This window comes from Desulfopila sp. IMCC35006 (assembly GCF_005116645.1).
In the GTDB taxonomy this organism is placed as follows: Bacteria; Desulfobacterota; Desulfobulbia; order Desulfobulbales; family Desulfocapsaceae; genus Desulforhopalus_A.
In genome coordinates this window covers 105,430-126,036 of sequence record NZ_SWCM01000007.1, presented here as the reverse complement: position 1 = coordinate 126,036, position 20,607 = coordinate 105,430, and the positions used below count along the sequence as shown (strand labels likewise).

The following is a 20,607-nucleotide window of genomic DNA, read 5'->3' as shown; positions in this document are numbered from 1 at the left end:
TAAGGTGACAGCTTACCGATGAAACTATTCAGTAAAATCATGGAAGATGCCGGACGTCATTTCCAGAAAGGCGGCCGCTTTGCACGCTGGTACCCGCTTTACGAGGCGGTTGACACCATCCTGTTCGGCTCGAACCAGACCACCAAGATTGCCCCCCATGTCCGGGACTCGATGGACCTGAAGCGGATCATGACCACAGTGCTCATCGCCCTCGTACCCTGCACCCTTATGGCCATGTGGAATACCGGCTACCAGGCTAATTTGATCATCGAGGCGATGGGGCTTGCCGGACCTGCTGGCTGGCGTGGCGCCCTCATGGCACCGGTCGGCTGCGACCCGAACAGCCTGGTCTCGAATTTCCTGCACGGTTCCCTCTATTTTCTGCCTGTATATATGGTGACTATGGTCGTCGGAGCGTTTTGGGAGGGGTTGTTCAATATAATTCGCGGCCATGAGTTTTCCGAGGCCTTTACGGTAACCGGTCTGCTTTTCACCCTGACCTTGCCCGCGACTATCCCCCTCTGGCAGGTGGCGGTGGGCATCAGTTTCGGACTGATTTTTGTGAAAGAGGCTTTTGGCGGAGTGGGCCGCAACTTCATGAACCCGGCCCTGGCCTCACGGGCCTTTATTTATTTTGCCTATCCGGCGCAGATGACCGGCGACATGGTATGGACCGCAGTCGACGGCGTCTCCGGGGCAACCGCGCTGGCTCAGGTTGCCGCAGCGCAGCCCGGCCAGGCCGTTCAAGTGCTCAATTCGGTCCATATGACCTGGGCCCAGTCCTTTCTCGGCACCATCCCCGGTTCCATGGGCGAAACATCGACGCTTGCCTGCCTGATCGGTGCCTTTATTCTGCTGATCACCCGGATTGCCCCCTGGCGGGTTATGGCTTCGACTCTTATCGGCGCATTGCTGTGCAGCTCGTATTTTTATTTTATCGGCAGTGATGTGAACCCTCTGTGGTCAATCCCACCGCACTGGCATCTCGTTCTGGGCGGATTGGCCTTTGGCCTGGTTTTTATGGCCACCGACCCGGTCTCCGCGGCCCATACCCGTACGGGTCAGTGGCTCTACGGCCTGCTGATCGGGATACTGGCCATCATGATCCGGGTGGCCAACCCGGCCTATCCGGAAGGAGTCATGCTGGCCATTCTCCTCGGCAATGTCTTTGCCCCGCTCTTTGACTACTTTGTTATCCAGGCCAACATCAAGAGAAGGATGCTTCGTCATGGCTGAAGAAAACGCTGCTAAACCTTTTTATTCTGTACTTGTTCTGGCCTTTGTCTGCTCAGCCCTGGTCGCGGCAGCGGCAGTCGGGCTGCGGCCGCAGCAGGAGGCCAACCGGGATCTCGACCGAAAGAAAAATATCCTCTACGCCGCAGGATTGTACCAGGAAGGCAAGACCATCGACCAGATGTTTGCGCCCATAGAAACGAAGATAATTGAGCTGGCCTCCGGAAAATTTGTGCCGGAAGAGACGATCAAACCGGAATCCTACAAGCAACTGAAAGCGGCATTGTCCGATGCTACAGGACGGAAATTGAGCAATGAGGAAGACATTGCCAGACTGCGGCGTCTGGAAAAATATTCTCTTGTCTACCTGGTCAGGCAAGGAGACAAGATCGAACAGATTATCCTGCCGGTACGGGGCAAGGGGCTCTGGTCGACCATGTATGCCTATGTTGCCCTCGACGGCGATTTGAACACCATTCGCGGCGTATCCTTCTATGAGCATGGCGAAACACCGGGCCTGGGAGGGGAAGTGGAAAACCGCCGATGGCAGAAAGGCTGGCAGGGAAAAGAGATATATAACGACAGTGGCGACATCGACCTGCAATTCGTCAAAGGCAAAGCAGCAGGCGAAGGACCAGCCAGGCTCCACGAGATCGACGGGCTGTCGGGGGCGACTCTTACCACCAAAGGCGTTAACAATCTTATGGAATTCTGGTTTGGAGAACATGGTTTCAAACCTTTTTTTGCCCGGTTAAAGAAGGAGAACATTCATGGCTGAGACCAAGATGGAGCTGATCTCCCGCTCCATATTTGAACGAAATCCCATAGCGCTGCTGGTGCTTGGCATCTGCTCGGCACTGGCGACCACCGGCCAGATGACCACGGCTTTCGTCATGTCGATCTGCGTCACTCTGGTGGTCGCTTTTTCCAGTATGACCATCAGCATCGTCCGCTACCAGATCCCCAACAGTGTGCGGATCGGTCTGCAGATAATGGTCATTGCCACCCTGGTCATCATTGTCGATCAGATTTTGAAAGCCTATTTTTTCGGACTGTCCAAACAGCTGTCGATCTATGTCGGCCTCATTATCACCAACTGCATCGTCATGGGCCGTGCTGAGGGCTTTGCCATGTCCAATCCACCGATATCCAGCTTTTTCGACGGAATCGGCAACGGGCTCGGCTATGGTTTTATTCTTATGTCGGTGGCCTTTGTCCGTGAGCTGCTCGGGTCGGGCAGTATCTTTGGCCATGTGATTCTGCCGCTGAGCACCAACGACGGCTGGTATATCCGCAATGGCATGCTGGTCCTGCCGGCCAGTGCGTTTTTCCTCATTGCCCTGCTCATCTGGCTCCTGAGAACCATGGATCCCAAACAACAGGAGAAAGACTGATGTCGCACTATTTTGATATCATTATCCGGTCTATCTTTCTGGAGAACCTGCCGCTGAGCTTTTTCCTCGGCATGTGCACCTTTATGGCTATCTCCAAACAGGTAAAAAGCGCCATCGGACTCGGCGCTGCGGTACTGGTCATCCAGGTAATAACCGTCCCTATTAATAATCTGATCCTCACCTATGTGCTCAAACCAGGAGCCCTGGCCTGGGCCGGGCAGCCGGACCTCGATCTCAGTTTTCTCGGACTGCTCACCTACATTGCCATTATCGCCGCAGTCGTACAGATTCTGGAGATGTTTCTCGATCGTTTTATACCGACACTTTACAACACCCTGGGGATTTTCCTGCCTCTCTTGACCGTCAACTGCGCCATCTTCGGCGGAACCCTGTTCATGGTTGAACGAGACTATACCTTTGGTGAATCTATCGCTTACGGTTTTGGTTCGGGAGCCGGCTTTTTCCTCGCCGTAGTCTGTCTGGGAGGGATCAGAGAAAGGCTGGAATACGCCGACCCACCTGCAGGGCTGAAAGGCCTCGGGCTGACCTTTATCTCGGTAGGACTGATGGCCATTGCCTTTATGGGACTGGCCGGGATGGAAATGTGACGGTACTGGGGAGACGCAGACAATGACGGAAATATATTACGGTGTGGGCTGCTTTCTGGCTCTTCAACTCCTCCTGGTCACTATTATTGTTGTCGCCAAACGGACACTGCTGCCCAGTGGCGAAATCACCATTCTGATCAACGAGGATAAAAAAATTCAGGCAAAACCCGGCGGAAAACTGCTGACAACTCTGGCGGAGGAGGGCATCATCCTCTCGTCTGCCTGTGGCGGTGGCGGCAGTTGCGGCCAATGCCGCTGCATCGTCAGGGACGGCGGAGGCTCCATTCTCCCGACTGAAAGAGGAAAAGTCAACAATCGTGATGCCAGGCAGGGCGTACGTCTTTCCTGCCAGGTTGCCGTTAAAAGAGATCTGGACATCGTTATCCCCCCGGAAATGCTCGAGGCAAAAAAATGGCAGTGCAAGGTACTCTCCAATAACAATGTCGCCACCTTTATCAAGGAACTGGTGATTGGCCTGCCGGAAGGAGAAACGGTCGATTTCAAGGCTGGCGGGTACATCCAGATTGAAGTCCCGCCCCACACCCTGGAATACCAGAACTTTGAGATCGACGAGCGGTTTCTTGCCGACTGGACCAAATTCAAGATGTTTCAGTATAGATCCCACGTCTACAATCCGGTGACCAGGGCCTACTCGATGGCAAACTATCCAGGCGAGAAAGGCATCATCAAACTGAACGTGCGTATCGCCAGTCCGCCGCCCGGAAAGACTGAAATTCCACCCGGGCAGGTTTCTTCATATGTCTTCAATCTCAAGCCGGGCGATGATGTCACGATCAGCGGCCCCTTTGGCGAGTTTTTCATGGATGACAGCGACTCGGAAATCATCCTCGTTGGCGGCGGCGCCGGCATGGCCCCTTTACGCAGCCATATTTTTGATCTTTTCAAGGCCAAAAAGACCACACGCAAGGTCTCTTTCTGGTACGGCGGCAGAAGCCTGAAGGAAGTTTTCTATACCGACGAATTCCTGGAAATTGAGAAAAACCATGATAATTTTACCTTTCACCTGGCACTTTCCGACCCCCTTCCGGAAGACAACTGGACAGGGCACGCCGGTTTTATTCATATGGTGCTGTACGATCAGTACCTGAAAGACCATCCCGCCCCGGAAGATATTAATTATTACCTGTGCGGTCCGCCGATGATGAACCAGGCAGTGTTCGAGATGCTCGACAATCTTGGTGTGGAGCCGGAAAACATTCATTTTGATGATTTCGGCGGATAATACCATGACAATTCATCCGGTTACCGGGATACCCGGTGAGCACATACAAGCTCAGGACGGCAATCTTTTATAAAATGATTACATTGGATTTATGATAATCTATTTCATAACTCTCTGTATCACCTTCTCTCTCCTACTGACAATGGTGATTCTGCTCAGCTACTGCAAGAGACGCCAGAACCGTACCAACCACGGCTTGACCGGCATGTGTCACGAAAGCGGCGGAGCCATGTGCGACTGCTGTAGTTCCCAGTTACTGGCACAGGCGCTGAAAACCAAAAAAACCGGTGCATTGCCGGCAAGCTGCCAAAAATAACGGAAGCTGCGCACCAGTGCTGCCAAGCGTGGTTCGCCCTTGCCGGAAGATCCAATCCCCCTGTTCCACTGGCCCCCCACGCAATCCTGAGGGAAGACCGTCTTGTTGTGGTGTATTACGTGACTGTTCACCATGGAGTCGCAGCAACTCCTGATCAGCCTTTCAAAAACGTTATCCCCTGGCTGCAAAAAACGACTTAAATTGCGGTTTTTATAATTTTTCATGTTTTTATTTTGACTTTTACGCAAATAATCGTATTTTATCTCATCTATTATCAAACCAGTTTTTCGGCAATATTTCTTGCCAGGAGCAAAAAGTGCATGGATGTAGATGAAACCAATATCGCAATTCTCCGCCATTTGAAAGACGGCAGGAAATCCTACAAAGTCATCGCCGACGACCTGTCCCTCACCGAAAACACTATTCGGAGCCGGGTCAACAAACTCATTGAAGAAGGAATTTTAAAGTTTTCCGGTACGGTGCAGATCGACGCCCTTGCCGGACACAACCTGCTTTACCTTGGAATTAAACTGAAAACCATGGAATTGCAGAAAAAGGCTGAAGCGTTCAGCAATTTAAAAGGGGTAGTATCGGCGGGTATCGTTACCGGCAGATACGACATCATCCTGCAGGTCCTGCTCGGCCGTGACTACACCCTTCTTGAATTCATCACTGAGCAGGTGGCCAAAGTCGAGGACGTGCAAACCGTCGAAAGCTTCATCGTCTACCAGGGATACAACCTTAAAGTGCCATACATACTTTAACCAATCATTTACAAACAGGAGAACATCATGATCGTCGGAATTCTGAAAGAAATTAAAATTGCTGAGAACAGAGTGAGCATGACCCCGGCCGGCGTCGAGGTCATGATCCACAACAATCACCAGATACTTGTCGAAAAAAATGCCGGTAAAGGCAGCGGGTTCTCTGACGCCGAGTACCAGCAGGCAGGCGCCACTATCGTTGATACAGCTGCGGAAATTTACCAGAAAGCGGATATGGTTATGCATGTCAAGGAGCCACAACCGCAGGAATATGACCTTATCCGCAAGGATCAGATTGTCTTCACCTATCTCCACCTCGCAGCCGACGAACAACAGACCAATGCTCTCATTAAAGCAGGATCGGTCAATATCGCCTATGAAACCATCCAGAAAAAAGACGGCTCCCTGCCACTGCTCACTCCCATGAGTGAAGTTGCCGGGCGGATGGCCGCGCAGGAAGGTGCCAATTACCTGCAAATGACCAAAGGCGGCCGGGGTATTCTTCTTGGCGGTGTTCCCGGTGTTGAACCGGGAACAGTAGTCGTAATCGGCGGCGGCGTCGTCGGCATTAATGCGGCACTCCTGGCCTGTGGACTTGGCGGCAAGGTCTATCTGCTCGACACCAATCTTGATCGCCTGCGCTATCTGCGCGAAGTCATGCCGAGCAACTGCTTTCCGATCATGAGCAGCGTGCCGAAACTGCGGGAACTGCTGGCCCAGGCGGATCTGGTTATCGGTGCCGTACTTATTCCTGGAGCGAAGGCGCCCAAGCTGGTCACCAGGGATATGCTGAAGGTCATGAAAAAAGGTGCTGTCATGGTCGATGTGGCCATCGACCAGGGCGGTTGTTTTGAAACGTCAAAAGCGACCAGCCACGACAATCCGGTCTTCACGGTTGATGGAGTGGTTCACTACTGTGTTGCCAATATGCCCGGGGCGGTAGCGATAACTTCGACCCTGGCGCTTACCAACGCAACCCTTCCCTATGCGGTGCAGATTGCCAATAAAGGATGGAAGAAGAGTGCTCTTGAAAATGAAGAGATCGCGCTCGGCCTCAATGTGGTTGACGGTAAAGTAACCTATAAGGGTGTTGCTGAAGCTTTTGGGCTGAAGTATACCCCGGTTGCCGAAGTACTCAAGTAACAACAGCGGGAAACTGCAAAGGCCGACTCCTGCCGGAGTCGGCCTTTCTTTTATCCTGCAGCAGGCTCACTTTCCCAGAAGCAGATATGCCTTGATAAACGGATCGAGATTTCCGTCAAGGACCGCATCGACATTACCAGTTTCGTGCTCGGTACGGTGGTCCTTGATCAGACGATAGGGCTGCAGCACATACGATCGGATCTGACTCCCCCAGGAGATCCCCTTCTTGTCTCCGGACAAACCTTCACTTTGTTCCGCCTGTTTCTGTTTTTCCATTTCATACAGCTGGGCGGTCAGCATTTTCATGGCCGTCGCCTTGTTGCTGTGCTGGGAACGTTCATTCTGACACTGTACAACTATCCCTGTCGGCAGATGGGTAATGCGGATCGCCGAATCGGTTTTATTGACATGCTGTCCTCCCGCCCCGCTGGAACGGTAGGTATCGATGCGCAGGTCCTTATCGTCGATATCGACGGTAATGGAATCGTCGAGCTCCGGTAAAACCATGACCGAGGCAAAGGACGTATGTCGACGTCCGCTGGCATCAAAGGGGGAAATGCGCACCAGCCGGTGAATACCCAGCTCGGAACGGAGATAGCCATAACTGTTTCTCCCCTTGAACATGATGGTAACACTTTTGGTCCCGGCTTCATCACCGGCCAGATAGTCGAGAATATCTGTTTTAAGGCCCCGGATTTCCGCCCAGCGGAGATACATGCGCATAAGGATCTCCACCCAGTCCTGCGCCTCGGTCCCCCCGGCCCCCGCATGGATGGACATGATGGCATTGCTGTTGTCATGCTCTCCGTTGAACATGCACTCCAGTTCAGCCAGGCCCAGGTCTTTTTCCATGGTGGCAATTTTCTCGGCGATCTCCTGCTCCAGTTCGGCGTCCTTCTCTTCCATGACCATTTCCAGGAAGAGTTCCGTATCCTCAAGCTCTTTCCACCGTGCATTCCAGCCGGCAATAATTTCCTGAAGCTGACCGTGCTCTTTCTGGATGACCGTTGCCGCTTCGGCATCGTTCCAGAATCCGGGGGCAAGGGTCTGTCGCTCCAGAGCCTCAAGCCGGTCCTTTTTGGCAGCTAAGTCAAAGATGCTCCTTGAGAGCGAGCAAACGGACTTTCAAATCAACAAGTTTCTGTTTGGATACTGCTGCACCGGTTTCAATAGCCATATTTTTTTACCTTAATGCTTTTATATTTTAAAATTACCTTTCAGGCCCATCGTCTCTTCGCCGCCGCGATCAGCCCGCCAAGAAGGCCTGCCAACAGGCAGAAAGGAGCGAACAGATAGCCATAGCGGGCCCAGATTGTCAGCTCTTGACTGAGCGTGACCTCTGATGTCGCAGCCCAGGGCACGAACAGCTCTGACTGCCTGAGGATCGTCCCTGCCGGGCTGACAAAGGCGGATATTCCAGTGTTTGCCGATCGCACCAGGCTGCGTCTGGTTTCCACCGCCCGGAGTACCGCCATGGCGAGACTGTGATGCGGGGCACTCGACTTACCATACCAGGCGTCATTCGTCAAATTAACCAGCATATTCGCTCCTGCCAATACCCATTGACGCGATAAATCGGGAAATACCGACTCAAAACAGATGAGAACCCCGGCCCTTGCCTGCTGCCAGGTTAAAGGGTGCTCAATTCTGCCAACACGGAAATCCCCCACCGCCTCGACTAATGGCGCCAGAAAAGGCAAAAACTTCTTGAGCGGGACATATTCGCCAAAAGGGACAAGATGCGTTTTATAATATTTACCGCCGTACTGCCCGTCCGGTTGCAGAAGCAGTGCACTGTTGAAAAAATTTACTTTTTTTTCCTTTCGGTCAATAATTTCGTACCAGGGAGCACCGGTTAAAAGAGCAAAACTATTGCCCGCCACCATGTCCCTGAGGAGTTGCATGTATTCACTGGACGGCGGGTAAAAAGGAAGAGCGGTCTCCGGCCAGACGACAAGCGACGGATGGGAAGAGACAAAGAGCGCCTGCGTCTGGCGCAGGTAGTTTTCCACTGTATCCTGCTGCTGGGCCGGTGACCATTTAACACTCTGATCAACATTTCCCTGAACAATTCCTACAGTAATTCTCGGGGTATCCGGGGCCGCACTTGTCTGCTGCTCCTCGGCAAAGCGGTTAGTTGAATACGCACCCGCTCCGCCAAGCAGACAAAGTACGGGAACCAGAACAAAAGCATATGTAACAACGGAAGTTTTCCTGGTGACAATCAATCTGAGAATCAGCATCAGGCAGGTATTGACCAACACGACAAGAAAGGTCACCCCGTAGTGCCCGACAAGATCGGCAATCTGCACAAGCACCGGAACTTCGAAGAGACCATAGCCGAGGTCCATCCATGGAAAACCGGTAAACAACACGGCTCGCAGCCAGTCGACGCCTACCCACAGTGCGGGCAGCAGCCACACCGAAACGGCGGCAGGAAAGACCAGAAGAATAAAGCGGGCAAGCAGGGCGAAAAGCGCAAAATACAAGCTCATGTACAGAGCGAGAAGAAGCAAGGCCGGAACCGCGAGGAACCAGTGCAGTCCTCCATATTTACTAAGGACAGTAACTATCCAGTAGAGGAGCAGGGTGAAATGCACCAGGCCGCAGCTCAGTCCACAGAAGATGGCGCTCCGAGTGTTTACACCGAACAGGCTATAGAGCAGGGGAATGAGTGCCACAAGGAGTATCGGCCAGATCTCCCCGCCCCCCGGAAAAGAAACCCAGAGCAGCAGGCTGGTCAGAACAGACAGGAAAAAAGAGCTACTGCGAAAAAATGCCACGACTGTTATTCGTTCTGGGGTACTAACTGACTTACCCGGACCATCTTTATCTGCCTGGCATCAGCGCTTTGCACATCAAACCGACAGCCGGCAATTTCAACGCTGTCGCCGGTAATCGCCAGCCGCCCCAACAGATGAATCACCAGTCCTCCCACCGATTCATAGGGACCTTCAGGGAGTTCAATAGAAAAATGGTCCTCGATTTTTTCAATATCGACCCAGGCGTGCACCTGGACGGTATGCTCATCTATCACTTCCAGGGTATGTTCGTCTTCATCGTACTCATCGTCAATCTCGCCGACAATCTCCTCAAGTATATCCTCCAAGGTGATCAGGCCCCGCACCGCCCCAAACTCATCGGTGACCATGGCCATGTGCACTTTGCGTTTCTGAAACTCACGCAACAGATCGACAATCGGTTTTGACTCCGAGATAAAGTAGACCGGCCGCAAATAGCCCGACAGATCAACGGGCTCCGTTGAAGGACGGGAACAGAGCCTGAGCAGATCTTTAGCGTGGATCGCGCCGATGACCCGGTCGGGGTTGCCCCGGTACACGGGGATTCGGGTAAAACCGCTCTCCGTAACTATTTCTATAAGCTCTGACATCGGCGCCGACTCATCAAACGAGACAACTTCCGCCGCCGGAGTCATTATCTCCGAGGCATAGGTCTCGCGAAACTCGAGGATGGAATTGATCATTCTCTCCTCGAGCTGGGAGATCAAACCATGCTCTTCGCCTTCTTCAAGAAGCTCCTGAATATCGTGTTCCAGATCTTCCTTTGTGCCTGGCTTCCTGAAGGATATCGCTGTTAATAATTTCTGGAGAAAACCTTTTCTCTGGTTGTTCTGCTGTTCTTCATGTTCTGTATCGTCGTTGTCCATTGTGCAGATGAGGTGCCCTGTATGCCGACTATCGGTAGTTGTTCGGGAGGCAGGATAAAAAGCCGCCTTTAAAAAAATAAACTCGCAACATTTCACTTTAACACGATGGTCAGGTAAAAAACGTAACTTACCGCGCCTTCGGAAAAAAATTATAATCTAGATAGATAACATCGCGGATGAAAAAATCAACATCCCGCTTACAAATATTCAGGATTATTAAGGTTCAACACGATTATACTGTCAAGCAGAAACAAGCGATTTCCCTGAGATGAGGTCTGGTACATTGTAAAACCAGTTGCCAGAGTATAATTTTTCTTTTCTAATCCGCCTCGCATGACTATAGTAGCGTCGATTTCATATAGTATAAATAGTGTGTATTCGCAAGAAATAACAGGAAAACACTCGCCGGTTTCAGGATAATAATTAACGTATTAATACTAGACGAGGAACAGTTTGGAAGGAAAGGTTCTTATAGCCAATCGTGGTGAGATAGCTATTCGGATCATGAATGCCTGCAAGGATCTTGATCTCGATTATGTAGTTGTTTACACCGAAGCAGACAAGGATTCGGAGCATGTTCGCCGAAATATCACCAGCGGTCCGGAACAGAACGCATGGCGCATTACCAGTTACACCGAACCCAACGATATCTTCGCCGTTGCCGACCATAGTGGATGCACAGCCATCCACCCCGGTTACGGGTTCTTTTCGGAGGATTTCCGTTTTGCCAGGCGGGCGACCATCCGCGACCGGCCCCTTACCTTTATCGGCCCGAACTGGGAAGTAATCAGAGATCTTGGCGACAAGATCAATACCAAGCGAATCGCCAATAAACTCGGTATTCCGACCATTCCTGGTACGGATGCCCCCATCTATAACGAGATGGAGGCAGAAGAGATTGCCGCAGGACTCCTTGACGACCAGCGACAGAACGGGATCGACAATCCATCAATTCTTGTCAAGGCAGCAGCCGGTGGCGGCGGCATGGGCATAGAAGAAGTGACGGAGATCGAACAGTTCCGCAGAATATACAGGCAGTTGCAGAATTACGCCAAGAGACAGTTTGGCGATGGCGGTGTGCTCATTGAACAATGTCTTCGTGATTACAACCACCTGGAAGTACAGCTCGTCTGCTCTAAATTTGGCGAACGAATCCATTTCAGCTCAAGAAACTGCACCATTCAGTCCACAGGTCGACAAAAGCGCGTCGAGGCAGCACCCGGTTTTCACGACTCCTGCTTCGAGTACGACTTTGACGAAAAGAAACTTCTCGACCAGATCGTCAAATACTCGCTTAAGCTGGCGGATTACGTCAAATATGACAATGTCGGCACCTGGGAATGGATCATCAGCAGATCCGGTCAGCCCTATCTCCTGGAGGTCAACACCCGCATCCAGGTAGAAAATGATATCTCGGCGAGAATCAGTTATATTGGCGGGGAACAGCCAAATCTTATTCGCGAGCAGATCCGCCTGGGACTTGGCAACCGAATCGGTTACAAACAGAATGCAGTGAAATTCAAAGGTGCCGCCATTGAACTGCGTATCGTCGCGGAAGATACCCGCCGAGGGTTTGCCCCTTGGATCGGCACGATTACCGAGTTCAAATTTCCCGACCATCCCTGGTCTGTCGTGTATTCCCATGTTCCCAGCGACAGACCGTACCCGATTCCCAGCGATTTTGACCCGAATCTGGCACTTGCTCTCGTCTGGGGAGACTCGATGGACGACGCCAAACTTAAAGCGGCTCGATTTATCGATGAAACCGTTATCCGTGGTAAAGATTCACATAATAAACCGATTATCACCAATCTCGACTACCTTAAAAATAATCTGGATCGCCTGCTCGCTTTTTAGTACCGTACAGATTACCTTCTTGCTTTTTTGCAAGAAAACAATCTGTTTCAAGGTACTTATCCCCCTCAGGGGGGACTATACAGAGTCCCCCTGAGGGGGATTCTTCATATTTCCCTTTTATCGGGATTACTACGCTATCAATCAACGATATCAAAACATAGTTTCAACATGAAAGAATTACTCAAGCAGCTATTGAAAATAGAAGAGCGGATCAATTACCTGCTCCAGATAAAGGATTTTTCCAACTGGGGGAATCTGGATGGTTTCAAGAAAAATTGCGACCAGCTCAAACAAACCGTCTATGACTTCACCGAGGAACAGCTGGCGGCAGAGATCCGAAAGCTCAATGAGTCGATTTCTTTTCTCGAGGAACGGGCCGAAGAACATCTGACACCGATGGAACGGGTCCGGATCGTCCGCTCGATTCAGCGGTTCAGCCTCAAAGATATCCTGGAAAATGTGTATGAGGATTACACGGAGCTGGGCGGCGAGGGCGATACCAATGTTGATCCGGCGATGATCTGTGCCAAAGCCACCATTACCAGGCGGATCAAGAATAAACCCTATACCGCCTCGGTCATGGTCATTGGTCAGGAAACAGGGCATGGCGAAGAGTTTCGCAACGGTGGCTCCTGTAAGCCCCAGGGCAACGAAAAAGCCCTTCGGTACATGAAGGTTGCCGAGACGGAAGGGATTCCCATCCATTTCTATATCTTCACCCCCGGCTCCTACCCGGTCGAAGAAGGCTCGGGCGCGGCGCAGCAGATTGCCAGAAATATATATGCCATGACCAAACTCAGGGTCCCGATGATTTCGATGATCTCCGAAGGAGGCTCGGGTGGTGCAGAGGCCATCGGCCTCTCCGATTATCGGATCATGGCATCGCATGGCTATTATTCGGTCATTTCCCCGGAAGGCGCCGCCGCCATTGAAGGCAAAATCCGCGAGGGCTCCAAGGTGCCCAAAGAGTTGATCGAGGTCTGTGCCGACCGGCTCAAATTGACCGCCAGGGATAATCTCGAAAAAGGGACTATCGACCGCATCATCTACGAACCGCTCCTCGGCGCAAGACGGGATGACTTTGCTTTTTTTGCCAAGCTTCGTGCCGAAATGCTGCGGGCGACAGACAAGATTGTCCTTTCGACCAAGAGTTTCAGCACACTGCGAACCTATGAAATCCGGCGAAAGAAGCATAAGCCTGCCAATGAAGAAGAACTTCAGGTCGAGGTGCCGTGGGATCTCAACAAAGAGGAAATCAAAAGACTCCTTTCCGCCCGCTCAAAAAAATATCTGACGATGGGCAAGAACGGCTTTATGGGGCAGGCCGAGGCGGAGGAAGGCATCTATAACCTGGCCAAGGTAAAAACCGAAAAGGTCTATTACACCCTGCGCTATGATATTATGAAAAATCACAAGCGGCAGGTAAAAAAGGTGCTAAACGACGTGTCGGGTGAGAGCTCGGTCATGTTGAAGCGCATTACCGAACCGATAACCGCTTTTATCGACCTCTTTGGCAAGAAAAAGACCGAAAAGCCACAGCGCCTGATTACCTATACCGGGGGAGGCAATCAACAGGAGAACCAGACGAGACGGGTTGACCCGCTGGAACTCACCGACACCTACACCAGCCCGCTGGCCAACATCGACCGGACGGTGAGTTGTCCCAATGCCGAAAAATATGGCTGCAAAGATCTGTGGATCCCGGATCTTTATGGCGAATTTGCCGGGGTCTGCGAGACCTGTGGCCACCATTTCCCGCTGGAACACCAGTGGTATCTGAAAAACATCTTCGACCCCAACTCAATCCGCCAGTTCAACTCTGAAATAACTTCAGGGAATCCGCTTAATTACACTGGATTCACCGAACGGCTGCAGCGGGCCAAGGACAAGACCGGCAAACGCTCGGGCAATATGACCTTCCATGCCAAGATCAATGGCATTCAGATCATTGTCGCCATGCTGTATTCCGATTTTCGGAACGGCACGGTGGGTTCAGCCGAGGGTGAGAAATTCGCCCAGGCCTGTGCTCTTGCCAGACGCAAGAAACGACCTTTCCTGGCCTATATCCACACCACCGGCGGCATCCGCATCCAGGAAGGTACCCTGGGCGTCACCCAGATGCCCAAATGTACCATGGCGGTTCGGGAATATATCGATGCCGGAGGATTGTACCTGGTAGTGTACGACAACAACTCCTACGCCGGACCGGTCGCCTCCTTTCTCGGCTGCTCGCCCTACCAGTTTGCCATCAGATCAAGCCGGGTCGGCTTTGCCGGACCGCGGGTCATCCGGGAAACCACCGGGGCAGACATCCCGCCGGACTATCATTCGGCCAAAAATGCCCTGAAGCGCGGGCATATTCAGGGCATATGGGACCGTCGGGAATTCAGAAGAAACCTGCACAAGGCCCTGTTGACCATGGGCAGCCCAAGCCTGTACTATCGATAAGAACAACTGACAGCGATGCCGCTGCTGCCACACGCAGCGGCATCGCCTGAACATTGAAGACAAGCAGCCGACCGGCACTGCCATGGTTGTACCAGATGCGAACCATCGCTCTGCGTCCGTTGCGCCAGGCAATATTGTCAATTCCTGGTCGGTACGGTTTGCCAGCGATGCAGAAGGGCTTGTATCTGAGGCAAGGTAAACGGTTTGGTCAGATAATCGTCCATCCCTGCCGCAAGGCAGCGCTCCCGATCTCCGTCAATAGCGTTGGCGGTCAGGGCGATGATAATGGCACGACGCCCGGCACCATTGCGTTCCAGCTCATTCCGCCTGATGATCCCGGTAGCCTCATAGCCATCAATTTCCGGCATCTGGCAATCCATTAAAACCAGATCGTACTCCCTGCTGAATACCGCATCTACAGCCTCACGCCCATTATTGGCCACGTCCACCTCGCATTGGAGTGCCTCAAGCACCAGCGTCGCAAATACCTGATTCGTCAGATTGTCTTCCGCCAGCAGTACTCTCGGTGTATACGTACTGGCAGACTCCTCGTGTCTCTCGCTGGCGTCGGCAGGGACCGGGTCAATATCTGCGGCTTCTGCGTGCTCTACGCGAATGGTGAACCAGAACTGCGATCCTTTGCCCATTTCGCTCTGAACACCAATACTGCCATCCATCGCCTCCACCAGTTCCCGGGAGATCGTCAGGCCAAGGCCGGTCCCTTCGTAACGCCGTGCCATGGTATCATCAGCCTGGGAAAAAGCATCAAAAATGATCCGCTGCTTATCCGGCGGAATTCCAGGGCCGGTATCTCGAACTTCAAAACGAAGCAGAAAATGGTCGACTGTTTTCTCCACCAGAAAAACCCTGAGAGACACCTCGCCCGCTTTGGTGAACTTCAAGGCATTACCGATCAGATTGATCAGTATCTGACGCAGGCGGACGGCATCTCCTTTTACTGCCACAGGCAAGCTCTCGTCAACCTCATACACCAGGTTGATGGCACTTTCCTGTATCTTGATCCAGAACATGTCAATCAGTTCATGAATCATGTCACGGAGTATGAAATCACCCTTCTGCAATTCCAGCCGACCAGCCTCTATCTTGGAAAAATCCAGAATATTATTTATAATTTCCAGCAGTTGCTCCGCAGAACTGTGCGCCATATGAACCATTTTGTGCTGTTCGGCAGCCAGAGGTGTGTCGACCAGCAGACTCAGCAGTCCCAGAACACCATTCATCGGCGTACGGATTTCGTGGCTCATATTGGCCAGGAACTGAGATTTCGCCTTATTGGCCGCCTCGGCGTTATCCTTGGCAGTGAGGAGTGTTTCCTCCAACTCTTTTCGGGCGGTAATATCAAGGCCGACGCAGACGACGCCCTGCACGGAATTATCATCGCCGTGTAAAAAGGACGAGGAAAAAATTATCGGAATCTGCCGGCCTTCTTTATCCGTATAGAAAGTTTCCACATTGCTGAAATCTTTGACAGGACAGCTTCCGGTAAAATCGAACGCAACTGCATCCCCGCCAGAACATGTGGCAGATGGTTGAAGAATTTTGTCCATATGCATGCCGATCAACTCTCCCTCGTCATAGCCAAGGAGCCTGGATGATGCGGTGTTGGCCCGCACGATGACACCATCCGGGGACAGCACAATCAAGGTGTCATTCATTGATTTGATGATGTTTTCCGTGTACTCCCGGGCGGCAATCATCTCTTCCTGTGCGGTCTGCAATCTCTCGGTCATGGTATTAAACGATTGGCCAAGATCTTCCAGTTCGTCACCTGTTCTGATATCGGTACGGGCGGACAGATCCCCCCGGGAAACTAATTTGGTCACGTGGGCAAGGGTGTCTATCGGCCTTGTCAGCTTGCTGGCAAAATAAAGCGCGACAATGATGCCGAAAAAGAGGCAGAACAAGGCAAGCAGAGCGGTGCGGAAATACAGCGCCCGGATATTGGCCTTGAACTTATCAAGAGAAAGCCCGATATGGATCCAGCCCCAATCGATACTGGAGTACTGGAATGGCGTCGAATAGTGGTACACTTCATCAGCGGCAAATTCGCTCTTGAGAAAACGGCTGCTGGCGATCCGCTCCCCCTCAGGCACCCAAAGCCCGCTGAGAGTATTTTCCCTCCATCCTGTTTTTGTAAAACTGAGGGAAAAACCGTCATTTCGGGTGATAACCACATAGCTGATTGACGGACTCTCCTCGACGACCAGCATGCAATGCTCGATAACCGTGGCAAAGTCTTCGGTTATCACCGAGCTTGAAGTCACCTGACTGATGGAGGTCACAGTGCTTCGCGCTTCCGATTCCATTGCCTCCAGAACCGCCTTGCGCTGGTACGGCATATTGACCAGCACAAAAATGCCAAGGGTAATGACGATCAGGGCCGATAACATCAGCACCACCCGGTACAGGATCCGTCTTGGCCAAAAGCTCATACGGGGTCTTGCAAACGAGCGTAAAATATCTGTATTTTGGGGTTGTTCCATGGCACTATGACGTTATTTTTTTGAAATTGTTTTGACTGTCAGACGATCGCGCTCATGGAGCAGTCCTTCCAGTCCTTCCATATATTCCGGTTTAAAGGGGATGATCCCTTTGGTCTGGAAAATGAGGTACAACTGCTGACCGCTCTTGCTTTCGTTGAGACGAACCAAGGCCTTTGACAGTTTATCGCGAAATCTTTCCGACGTATTCGGGTTCATACACGTCACAAAATCACCCAAATTGGGAGATTCGGCCAGAACGGTCAATTGCACGGCCAGCTGTGGATTGAGTTGCTGACTTATCTCGAGTCCTGCGCCGGTGACAATCGCGGCATCGGCCTGTCGGAAGAAGACTGCCATGATTGCCTTGGTCATTTTGGGCGCCTCCTTTACCTGGCTGAAAAAGACATCCCGTGCCCCTTTGCCAGCTTTCAGCAACATCACTTCCAGCCAGAGATGAGCCGGTTCATAGGTGGTAACCGAGGGAAGCATCATCGACTTGTCCCTCAGGTCGGAAAAAGAATGGATACCACTATCCTTGCGGGTGATAATGACATAATCTTTCCCCTGACTGGTGCCGTTGGTTCCAACAAAAGCAGGGATCAGTGGAATGGTTTTGCGGATGTTCAGGTATTCGATGCTTGGTATGGATACCAGTTCCAATGCACCTTGGCGAACAGCATCGACCATTAATTCGAGTGAATCAAACATAACCACCTTGTAGTCGACGTTGAACTGGAGTTCGTCAGCAATATTCTGACAGTACAGCTCCAAAACCACCCTGGCATCCTTTGGATCTATATTGGTGAAGACGCTTTGCAGAAACCCGGCCCGAAACAGCTTGGGCATGTCGGCATTCGATTCCACTGCCGCACCAGCGGGCGTCGCCCTGAGGAGTACTGCCAGCAGCAGGCAGATGACAATGCCGCTGCAGGCAAGCTGAATCACAGCACCTGGCTTGAGGGATTGCGGATTGCGGGCAGTACTCATAATCATTTCTCAGCGGCTTATGGTGTTCAGCCTGAAATGTTCAGCATAAAGATCTTCAGTAGCCTGCAGACTACCGGGAATAAATGGTAGAATATCAGATATTTTGAAGAGCATGAGAAGTTGTTGGCCTTGCACGCTACCGGGGAGGCTAAGGAAAGATTGTCTGGTCTTTTTTTTGAAATCCGTTGAAAGCCTGCCGTTTACGGCAATTACCCCTTGTAATAGTTTATCCCTGCGAGAGATCACCATCAGAGCAGTCGCAATATCGGAGAACTTCGTATAGAAGTGAACCTCACCTTTATTGAAATGCGTCAAGGCAATCTTTTGCAGCAGAATGTTGACAGAGGCCTTGACATCGGCACTTGATACGCCGTTGTAAGCGCTCTCTGTGTAGCCGATAATGAGATTTTTTGGGTCCTCCGCGCCAAACAGGGTACCAGGCAGCATGCATCGGCTGGCGGCTATGATGCATAGGAGCACAATGGGTATCGCCTGTTTTAAAAAAAAATGGCTATGAAAAGGTTTCACTTTTTTTATTCCTTGCCGGCAACCATCGCCGTGCGTTTCTTGTGCTCGGCATAAAGCGCCTCGGTCATCTTCATGTATTCAGATCGAAAAGGAGTGAGACTGTTCAAATGGAACAGCATAAGCAACTGCCGCCCCTCCTGATCTTGGTCAAGATCGAGCAGCGCCTCTCTTGTCTTCTCTTTGTTTTCCTCGGAAAGATCTTTGCGGAACACAATAAGTCCGCCGACCAAGCCACCGATCTGTGCCACCACCTTCAGATCCCTGGAAAGTTGTGGATTCAATTCGGATGCAACCAGAAAGGCGTGTCTTGATATAACACACCCGGCTGTTTTCCGGAAAAACACCGGCATAATAGTCTGGCTGGATGATGTTGTCTCATTAACGGACGAGAAGAAACCATCCAGGGAAGCCGCCCCCTCTTTCATCACCAGCGCTTCAGCCCAGGTATGGTAGACAGCACCATACTGGACATCCAACGAGGGCAGCGCAATATTTCGGCCATGCAGGTCTGCTACCGAGTTGAAACCACTGTCTTTCCTGACAAGAAATACCAACTCAACTTCATGGCTGTTTCCGGCCACGGTCACTAAAGCCGGTTCGATAGACACCCGTGACCTGAGGCGGATGAAATCATCGGGGGTCATGGCCAGCACATCGAGCTTGTTTGCTTGCAGATCACGCTCGATGTCCATTGGCGAGTCATAAATCCGTGATTCAACAGTCCCGAAGGTTTTACTGGCCACTTTGCTGGCCAAAACCCCGGTGGCAATCTTCATATCGGTTTTGGGCACGTTGCTGAAGGCCTTGCTGGAAATACCGAGTCTGATTTGATCAGCGCTGCTCTCCGCCTTGGCCAGGGCTATCTGACAGCAAGTGACCATGAGCGCGGCAAGGGCAAAAAATTTTGTACCGATGCCCAGATATAGCAGGGTTTTGCGCCTTGTGGCCACGTCTACCTCTGGGCCGAAAAATAGTTTTTGGTCGAATGCTCATAGATGAGCTTTTCAACAGAGATCAGATGCTCGGGCAAACAAGGAACCAACCGGTTGATCCGGAACAGGGTCATAATCTGCTTTCCCTTCGGGTCGGTGTACATTTCCGCAAGAATTTTCGCTATATCGTCACGGGTAGATTTTTTCAGACCCTTGCGCGCGGCGATGATCCCGGTTACAAAACCAGGCGATTTTTCCAGGATGTGTAATTTATTTTTGAGCTGCGGATTCAGTTCAGCCGAGAGTTCAAAGGAGTTTCGGCTTACCAGACAGGCATCGGTTTTGCCGAAAAAAACCTGCGTGATGACCTGGTTGGACTTGGCATGTTCACGAATGTTCCCGAAGAACCCTTTAGCATAGGAGGAGATGCGAGTAGCCAGAAGGGAATCAAGCCATTTCATCGGTATGGTGCCTTGCTGCCCCACATCGACCAGCAGGCTTTTTCCCCGCAGTTTGCCGACATCCGTTATGCCGCTGTCCTTTCGCACCAGCAGGAGGATCTCGTTGTAAAAATGATCGCCATAGTCTGCCGACAAAATAGGATCCAGCTGGTATTGAGCTCGCAGACTGACAAAATCTTCCGGGATCATAATCAATATGTCCACCTCATTTCTTGCCAGGGCTTTCTCCATATCAGATACCCTATCGTACACCACTAAAGACGTTTCCCCAGGATCTTTCATTTTACGTTCGGTTAGGCGCGTAAAGACCTTCAGCAACCCGGTGAGGTCTTTTTGATTGACGTTATAAAATAATTGCGCCGAGTATCCGTAAACATAACGGTTATGCCTGACCGGCACATCACCGGGTGCTGTTGCAGCGCCCAGCGATGTGCACCAGCCCAGGCCACTGAGGACAGCCAGTGTGATAAGGTATGCGATGATGCGTTCTTTTAAATGCACGACGGCTCCGGCAGGTCGGGT

At 51.6% G+C, this 20,607-nt stretch carries 18 protein-coding genes; 9 read left to right on the top strand and 9 right to left on the bottom strand.

Features of this window, described 5'->3' with window-relative positions; translation table 11 throughout:
* Nucleotides 1-18: 18 nt before the first annotated feature.
* Genes FCL47_RS13460 through nqrF form a run of 5 tightly spaced genes read left to right on the top strand, consistent with a single transcriptional unit; the run spans nucleotide 19 to nucleotide 4,478 of the window.
* A complete protein-coding gene (locus FCL47_RS13460; protein WP_136814036.1) occupies nucleotides 19-1,236 on the top strand; it encodes an NADH:ubiquinone reductase (Na(+)-transporting) subunit B in 1,218 nt (405 codons plus the stop codon).
* Nucleotides 1,229-2,011 (top strand): Na(+)-translocating NADH-quinone reductase subunit C, encoded by a 783-nt coding sequence (locus FCL47_RS13455; protein WP_136814035.1) that lies wholly within the window; start codon nucleotides 1,229-1,231, stop codon nucleotides 2,009-2,011. The genes FCL47_RS13460 and FCL47_RS13455 overlap by 8 nt, the downstream gene beginning before the upstream one ends.
* Nucleotides 2,004-2,627, top strand: coding sequence for an NADH:ubiquinone reductase (Na(+)-transporting) subunit D (locus FCL47_RS13450; protein ID WP_136814034.1), 624 nt, complete (start codon nucleotides 2,004-2,006; stop codon nucleotides 2,625-2,627). The genes FCL47_RS13455 and FCL47_RS13450 overlap by 8 nt, the downstream gene beginning before the upstream one ends.
* Complete coding sequence (gene nqrE / locus FCL47_RS13445) at nucleotides 2,627-3,235, top strand: NADH:ubiquinone reductase (Na(+)-transporting) subunit E (protein WP_136814033.1); 609 nt, start codon at nucleotides 2,627-2,629, stop codon at nucleotides 3,233-3,235. Before FCL47_RS13450 ends, nqrE begins: the two co-directional genes overlap by 1 nt.
* A 22-nt stretch (nucleotides 3,236-3,257) precedes the next feature.
* Nucleotides 3,258-4,478 (top strand): NADH:ubiquinone reductase (Na(+)-transporting) subunit F, encoded by a 1,221-nt coding sequence (nqrF, locus tag FCL47_RS13440; RefSeq protein WP_136814032.1) that lies wholly within the window; start codon nucleotides 3,258-3,260, stop codon nucleotides 4,476-4,478.
* A gap of 210 nt (nucleotides 4,479-4,688) precedes the next feature.
* Here the strand turns inward: nqrF and FCL47_RS13435 are convergent, their stop codons facing one another.
* Nucleotides 4,689-5,018: a hypothetical protein gene (locus tag FCL47_RS13435; protein ID WP_136814031.1), complete on the bottom strand. Its 330-nt coding sequence runs from the start codon at nucleotides 5,016-5,018 to the stop codon at nucleotides 4,689-4,691.
* 96 nt (nucleotides 5,019-5,114) lie between these two features.
* Between FCL47_RS13435 and FCL47_RS13430 the strand changes: the two genes are divergently transcribed.
* Nucleotides 5,115-5,558: an Lrp/AsnC family transcriptional regulator gene (locus FCL47_RS13430; RefSeq protein ID WP_136814030.1), complete on the top strand. Its 444-nt coding sequence runs from the start codon at nucleotides 5,115-5,117 to the stop codon at nucleotides 5,556-5,558.
* Nucleotides 5,559-5,585: 27 nt separating this feature from the next.
* Nucleotides 5,586-6,701: an alanine dehydrogenase gene (gene ald, locus FCL47_RS13425; RefSeq protein WP_136814029.1), complete on the top strand. Its 1,116-nt coding sequence runs from the start codon at nucleotides 5,586-5,588 to the stop codon at nucleotides 6,699-6,701.
* A gap of 66 nt (nucleotides 6,702-6,767) precedes the next feature.
* Here ald and prfB read toward each other — a convergent pair.
* The 3 genes from prfB to FCL47_RS13410 form a co-directional block, all read right to left on the bottom strand.
* Nucleotides 6,768-7,878 (bottom strand): peptide chain release factor 2 gene (gene prfB, locus FCL47_RS13420; RefSeq protein WP_205747314.1). Its coding sequence is split into 2 segments (ribosomal slippage): nucleotides 6,768-7,793 and nucleotides 7,795-7,878, totalling 1,110 coding nucleotides; the frame shifts between segments, so codons are not numbered across the junction.
* 40 nt (nucleotides 7,879-7,918) lie between these two features.
* Nucleotides 7,919-9,484, bottom strand: a complete 1,566-nt coding sequence (gene lnt, locus FCL47_RS13415) for an apolipoprotein N-acyltransferase (protein WP_167496486.1) — start codon at nucleotides 9,482-9,484, stop codon at nucleotides 7,919-7,921.
* 5 nt (nucleotides 9,485-9,489) lie between these two features.
* Entirely contained in the window at nucleotides 9,490-10,368 is an 879-nt protein-coding gene (locus FCL47_RS13410; protein WP_136814026.1) for a hemolysin family protein, read from the bottom strand.
* A gap of 453 nt (nucleotides 10,369-10,821) precedes the next feature.
* Between FCL47_RS13410 and FCL47_RS13405 the strand changes: the two genes are divergently transcribed.
* On the top strand, nucleotides 10,822-12,225 hold the full coding sequence (locus tag FCL47_RS13405; RefSeq protein ID WP_136814025.1) for an acetyl-CoA carboxylase biotin carboxylase subunit family protein: 1,404 nt from the start codon (nucleotides 10,822-10,824) through the stop codon (nucleotides 12,223-12,225).
* Between the two features lie 168 nt (nucleotides 12,226-12,393).
* Nucleotides 12,394-14,673, top strand: coding sequence for a carboxyl transferase domain-containing protein (locus FCL47_RS13400; protein WP_136814024.1), 2,280 nt, complete (start codon nucleotides 12,394-12,396; stop codon nucleotides 14,671-14,673).
* Between the two features lie 137 nt (nucleotides 14,674-14,810).
* Here FCL47_RS13400 and FCL47_RS13395 read toward each other — a convergent pair whose 3' ends face one another.
* The 5 genes from FCL47_RS13395 to FCL47_RS13375 form a co-directional block, all read right to left on the bottom strand.
* A complete protein-coding gene (locus FCL47_RS13395; RefSeq protein WP_205747313.1) occupies nucleotides 14,811-17,126 on the bottom strand; it encodes an ATP-binding protein in 2,316 nt (771 codons plus the stop codon).
* A 63-nt stretch (nucleotides 17,127-17,189) separates the two neighbouring features.
* Nucleotides 17,190-18,164 carry a phosphate/phosphite/phosphonate ABC transporter substrate-binding protein gene (locus FCL47_RS13390; RefSeq protein WP_167496484.1) on the bottom strand — a complete coding sequence of 325 codons (975 nt, stop codon included), beginning with the start codon at nucleotides 18,162-18,164 and terminating at the stop codon, nucleotides 17,190-17,192.
* A gap of 9 nt (nucleotides 18,165-18,173) precedes the next feature.
* Nucleotides 18,174-18,611: a hypothetical protein gene (locus FCL47_RS13385; protein WP_167496483.1), complete on the bottom strand. Its 438-nt coding sequence runs from the start codon at nucleotides 18,609-18,611 to the stop codon at nucleotides 18,174-18,176.
* An 86-nt stretch (nucleotides 18,612-18,697) separates the two neighbouring features.
* On the bottom strand, nucleotides 18,698-19,642 hold the full coding sequence (locus FCL47_RS13380) for a phosphate/phosphite/phosphonate ABC transporter substrate-binding protein (RefSeq protein ID WP_136814020.1): 945 nt from the start codon (nucleotides 19,640-19,642) through the stop codon (nucleotides 18,698-18,700).
* Between the two features lie 2 nt (nucleotides 19,643-19,644).
* On the bottom strand, nucleotides 19,645-20,586 hold the full coding sequence (locus FCL47_RS13375) for a phosphate/phosphite/phosphonate ABC transporter substrate-binding protein (protein ID WP_136814019.1): 942 nt from the start codon (nucleotides 20,584-20,586) through the stop codon (nucleotides 19,645-19,647).
* Nucleotides 20,587-20,607 lie beyond the last annotated feature (21 nt).